5 protein-coding genes are annotated in these 5,318 nt (G+C 35.4%); 1 reads left to right on the forward strand and 4 read right to left on the reverse strand.

What is annotated here, in order from left to right:
- Positions 1 to 182 precede the first annotated feature (182 nt).
- On the reverse strand, positions 183 to 518 hold the full coding sequence (locus QVB70_RS03770; RefSeq protein ID WP_287583538.1) for a hypothetical protein: 336 nt from the start codon (positions 516 to 518) through the stop codon (positions 183 to 185).
- 181 nt (positions 519 to 699) lie between these two features.
- The gene (locus QVB70_RS03775; protein ID WP_287583539.1) at positions 700 to 1,419 is read right to left on the reverse strand and encodes a creatininase family protein; all 720 of its coding nucleotides are present in this window, start codon (positions 1,417 to 1,419) and stop codon (positions 700 to 702) included.
- Positions 1,420 to 1,560: 141 nt separating this feature from the next.
- Here QVB70_RS03775 and QVB70_RS03780 point away from each other — a divergent pair, with 141 nt between their 5' ends.
- A complete protein-coding gene (locus tag QVB70_RS03780; RefSeq protein ID WP_287583540.1) occupies positions 1,561 to 3,594 on the forward strand; it encodes a hypothetical protein in 2,034 nt (677 codons plus the stop codon).
- A 23-nt stretch (positions 3,595 to 3,617) separates the two neighbouring features.
- Here QVB70_RS03780 and QVB70_RS03785 read toward each other — a convergent pair whose 3' ends face one another.
- Both QVB70_RS03785 and QVB70_RS03790 read right to left on the reverse strand, forming a co-directional pair.
- Complete coding sequence (locus tag QVB70_RS03785) at positions 3,618 to 4,088, reverse strand: response regulator (RefSeq protein WP_287583541.1); 471 nt, start codon at positions 4,086 to 4,088, stop codon at positions 3,618 to 3,620.
- A gap of 594 nt (positions 4,089 to 4,682) precedes the next feature.
- On the reverse strand, positions 4,683 to 5,318 hold a 636-nt coding region (locus QVB70_RS03790), incomplete at its 5' end, for an ATPase domain-containing protein (RefSeq protein WP_287583543.1).

Raw genomic sequence — 5,318 nt, forward strand, 5'->3', positions numbered from 1 at the left:
AAGCAAGACTTTGCCTCCTAGAATTAAAAAAGTCCTTCTGGTTGATATGCTTTTCTTTTCAAGTTTTAATTTTTTCGTACATAGAGTCATACGTTAAATAAACTACAAGAATAAGCAAGAAAACTTCGCGATAATAAATCAGAAAAAAGGAAAAAATGTCGGAGGATGACCAGGGAGATGAATCAGTAATAAGATGCACTTTTCGCCATCAAAAATGTGCCTGCAAACGCTAAGAGACTAGCAGGTATGGTAAGTAATGCGGCATTAGACATTGGCGTTAGGTTTACATCGAACCATAAGAAATAGACGAAAAAGCCGACCATTGCGCTTAGGAATATACCGCCAAGCCAGACACCTCCGCTTGCCTCTCCTGAGCCTCCGATAAATAAGCCAGCTAGGAATCCGAGAATGAGTGGCACCACCAACCAATAATATGATAGACCTAGGAGTGCAAACACTTCGATCCAAACGGCGGCTCCAATCAGTATACCGCCTAGTAGAGCAGCACCTTTTGACATAGTTTATCACCGTTTTGCTTGCAACTGCGGGGGTAACCTGCGTTAGTAAAACCTAACAGGTTGCTATACCCGCTTTTGTTACCCGCTTATATCACGAAATTAAATTGCTGTAAATACAAATAGTATTTCGTTTATCTTATATTTTTTCATTATTAAATAGAAATGATATTGAAGTATCATTTTACATCAATGGGGTCTGGAAGTCCTTAATAATTTGTACGAGGTTATCGACTAACAAATTGAAGATTTTTTCACCTTTCTCATAAGAAGCTTTTGTGGCATCTCCTAAGACACTTGACTTCATCCAGGGTCTTCCAGTTGTTTTAATAAGGTACTTAGGTACTTGAGGAGTTTCTTTGACTGCTTTATCCATATTAACCAAAGAAGGCTCTAGAAACAGCATCAAAGAAGTTTCGAGTTCATCAGCATGGTAAAGCGGAGATTCCGTCAATTTCTTTATGCGTTCATCCACCAAATCAGCTGCAGAAACAAGAAAAACCTTAGATTTGTGAGAGTTTTTTGTGTAAGAGAATCCTGCTTCCCTTAAGGCTATCATCTGACTTTTTCCACAGTGTGCTGTGAATAAAATTATCTCTTCGAAGCCAGTTTCAGCAAGTTCTTTAATAAGATCATAAGTTAGGATTTTGAGCGAATCAAATGATAGACTAAGAGTTCCGCTAAATCCTCTTGTCGTTCTACAAATTCCGTACGGAATAACGGGGGCAATAAAAACGTTTAATTCTTCTGCTGCCTTATTTGCAATCTCAAAAGCAAGTTTAGTGTCCGTGAAGAGGGGAGCATGAAAACCATGTGCTTCACATGAACCATAAGGCAAAATTATCGTTTTAACTGTTTCTAGCATTTCTTCGACTATATTCCAACTCATTTCTTCAAGTAACATAAAAAATCACCCTAATTGAAAAAAAGATAGATTCGCAAATGCTATAAATTATTCAAGCTGCAGACTCATTGCCTAAATATATTTTATAAATCCAGATACATTGTAGAAACTGATAGAACAAACAAAGGATAACGTCTTAAAATGAAAACCTTTGATGAAGCGAAAGCAAGGTTGCTTCCTATATGGAACTCAGAAAAAATTTTGATTATTTCAATGTTCTTGCTTAATATATCGTTCTTCTTTATCAACCCATTTCGCAGTCTAGTGTATATCTCTCTTCTAAATATTTTGCCTGGTTATATTCTATTAAGATTTTTCTTACAAATCCAAACTGACAGAATACGTATGCTGCTTTTTTCAGCAGCTTTGAACATAGTTGCATCTCCGTTAATCATCTTGCCTTTAGGAAGTATTTTTGGAAGACTTAGCATTTGGCTTATTGTTTTATCTATTGATGTTGCCCTTGCTATTGGCATTCTGTTCTCTCAATATGTAAACAGAACGATTAATTACTCTGGAGTGCCATTTCAAAAAATAACGTTAGTTATACTAGCCATTTTACTCTTATTTCAATTTTCAAACAACATAGTCTTTTACACTCTGTTGATTCGCGTTGATCAGGGAAATACTCTCTTCTATTTCGATCCTATTGATCATTTCTGGTATTGTGCAATTATAGAGGAATGTGCACGCAGTATCCCTCCTCAGACCCCCGAATATGCAGGGGTTGTGCTTACCTATCCATGGTTATACATGCTTCACTATGCAGCTATAATGAAAACGAGTGGAATCAATGTAGTTTTAACTATGATAATTCAAAACGCTACAATGAATACGATATTTATCGCTTTGTGTTTTATTTTTGTTGTCGATACATTTAAGAGTAAAAAGGCAGGGCTAATAGCTGCATATCTTATGTCAGTTGGCATTGCTATTTATTGGCTCATTGTTGCCATAGAGACAGGTACATTTCCACTTTTTGCACTATATCAAAGGACACCAGGACCACAAGTTTTTGTGAGGGCTTTAGCTATCGAATCCCTTTATTCTGGCTTCATACGTGCACCAGGATATATTGTTGCAGTACTATTTGCTTTTTTTCTCTATTCTTATTTAATACAAAAAACTAAACGGTTTTATATTATAGCATTCGCTCTTCTCGCAGCATTGCCATTTTACCATCCAATTCTTCACCTTACGATTATAGGGACTTTTGCAATCTTCTATCTCATCTTATTGTCATTAAGGAAGTATAAAGAAGGCATAATATTTACACTTTCAACAATTGCATCAATGATACCATTTGGAGCATACACCGTCACATTCGCTCCATATCTTATAGATCTAGCGAGAGGAAACCCTGGCGGATATTTCCGAATAAGACCTTTAGTTGGACTTTTTGTTCCTTTGCAATCTATACAAGCGATACTCATCTACTTTGGTGTCTGTTCTATATTCGGGTGTATAGGGTTTTTGACGCAAATCAAAAAAGAGCATAAATTATCTCTACTACTTGGATCGTGGATATTATGTACAGCCCTCTTTATAGTATTTACGCACTTGTATCGTGGCGGTAATTATACCTATTATTACTCCATAACAATCCCAGTAGTCTTCTTAGGCGCAGTCGGGATTAAAGAAACAATGAATCTTGTGAACAAAAGGATTCGAATCTCTTCAATGCCTCTTATAGTACTTATTATAATTATGATTATTGCTTTTGTTCCTTTCTGGCAAAGATGGTATACTACTGCTACGATGGAAACACCCTATTATATCATCACTGAAGAAGAGATGGAGGCATATAATTGGGTTAAAGCAAATACATCTTCAGATGCAGTATTCTTAGTTGCCCCTTCACTTTCTATAGAAGCACCAAGTCCTCTTATCATGTATGGAGCAAGGAGAGTCGTTGTAGGGAGTGAAATTCACGTAGAGAGCCAACGTTTATACTTTGATCAGAGATATAACGACACAATTTCAATGTACACCTCAGATAATGAAAACCTTGTTTCTGATCTCTTAAAAAAATATGATGTGAACTACGTACTTGTATCTCCAAGAGAACGCCAAAAATTCACAATGGAAGAACTGCAAAGATTTAATGAACATCCTGATTTATTTGAAATCGCGTTTAAGAATAATGCTGTAACAATATACAAAGTACTAATCTAAAAAGGAATAATTGCATGAAAGGCTCATTTTACGCAATTACTACCAATTATTTCCGATATGATTTCACTTAATTCTGAAATATTGTAGGGTTTGGAAACAACGCCGCAGAATCCGTAACTCTTATAATCAGACATAACTGATTCTATTGAATAGGCGCTGGAAACAAGAGCTTTAACATTAGGATCTATTTCAAGCAACTTCATAATTGCTTCTTTGCCGCCCATCCCACAACGAATTGTTAAATCTATTATTACTAAATTAAAAGACTGTCCTACTGATTTTGCTGCTTTAAACAAAGAGATAGCTTCTTCACCATTCTTAGCGAGTTCAATCTGATAGCCTAAATGAGTTAATATCTCTCCTAGTGCCTCTCTGATAACATCGTCATCTTCCATTATCAAAATATTTCCGGTACCAGAAATAGGATCTTTTTTTGCTTTCTCCTTATCTGAAGTTTGTGTGTGTTTACGGCTGATTAATTCGTCCTCTTTCAATGAAATTAACCCTCGCGGATTTTTTTCGGATTTTTGCTTATGTTATCGACAAAATAGTTAGACACGTTGCGTTCGTTGTTCTATTCTAAACGCTTGTGTTTATTGCCCTTTGATCCTTCATAAGAAGTATGAGTATTATGATGCAAAGATCTTACTTTTTAAGTTTCTGGAAAAAATTTCCGAGAAAAATAATAGTCATTAGACTATATTCGCGATTTTCTTAAGTGATATCACAATATATTTCTCTTTTAATAAGAAAAATGCGGTTTCTATAACAAATTGAGCTCTATCTAGTACAAGTTTCCTCTATAACATTTTCAAATTGCAGAGTTTTTTCAAAATAAATTAATACTAAAAAGATAATTCGCAGTTTTATAATTACTTCTCTACTATTTTGCGAAAAATTAAGATTTAATTGTGAAAAATAAATATAGTTGTATTTTAGATTACAAAAACAGGTTAGTAAGACTAGTGAAAAGTAATTATCCGCATCATAAGTGAATCAGAGTTCCTCAAACAAATAATATCCTCTCAACGGCAATTTCATCATAAAAAGGCGCGGTTTCGCTAAAGTTCTTATTTTCTTTTTATTTTTTACACATCTTTTTCCATAAAAATTATTTCTTCCGGAAAGACGACGATTCCTTTTTCAGTAATTTTATATGGATGCAGAGATTCGTCATGGTTAGTACCTCGCATTTTTCGAATTTCTATGGCACGTATTCTTTTTCCTCTTTCACGAAGATAATAAAGTACAATGACACCAGAAGCGATGAATTCTTCGACTCCAAATCTGCTGATCCCTGGTTTTCCCTCAGGCATTTCTGAAGTATAGAGCGAAGTGCAGCCTGCTTCGCTAATGACATTTGTAATATCTAAAAGACCTTGTCGAATTTCGAATTCGTTCTGATATTGAAGTGTGAGACCGCTTAAGCCATCAATGACAACGCGTTTTGCGTTTGTTTCCTTTATCTTGTCTTCTAGTAAATCGCAAATTGAATCAAAGCTAAAGGTTCGAGAAAAAAATGGGGTTTCAATAACGTATCCTGATTTGCCGGGAGTTCTTTTTGGAACAGCATTTATCATTACAAGTTTCTTGTCGTTCTGTAGAACCTCAAGATCCCATCCAAATAATCTCATCACACGCGCAATCTTCTGATTGTCTTCTTCTAAACTAACAAATACTCCGGGCTCGTCATATTGCACACAGCCATTGTATAGATATTGTAC

The sequence above is a fragment of the Candidatus Borrarchaeum sp. genome, from assembly GCF_019058535.1.
Taxonomy (GTDB): domain Archaea; phylum Asgardarchaeota; class Sifarchaeia; order Borrarchaeales; family Borrarchaeaceae; genus Borrarchaeum; species Borrarchaeum weybense.

Bases quoted from the DNA above. Each gene is read 5' to 3' on its own strand.
- QVB70_RS03770 (WP_287583538.1), bottom strand. From the start codon at position 518: ATGTCAAAAGGTGCTGCTCTACTAGGCGGTATACTGATTGGAGCCGCC.
- QVB70_RS03775 (WP_287583539.1), bottom strand. From the start codon at position 1,419: ATGTTACTTGAAGAAATGAGTTGGAATATAGTCGAAGAAATGCTAGAA.
- QVB70_RS03780 (WP_287583540.1), top strand. From the start codon at position 1,561: ATGAAAACCTTTGATGAAGCGAAAGCAAGGTTGCTTCCTATATGGAAC.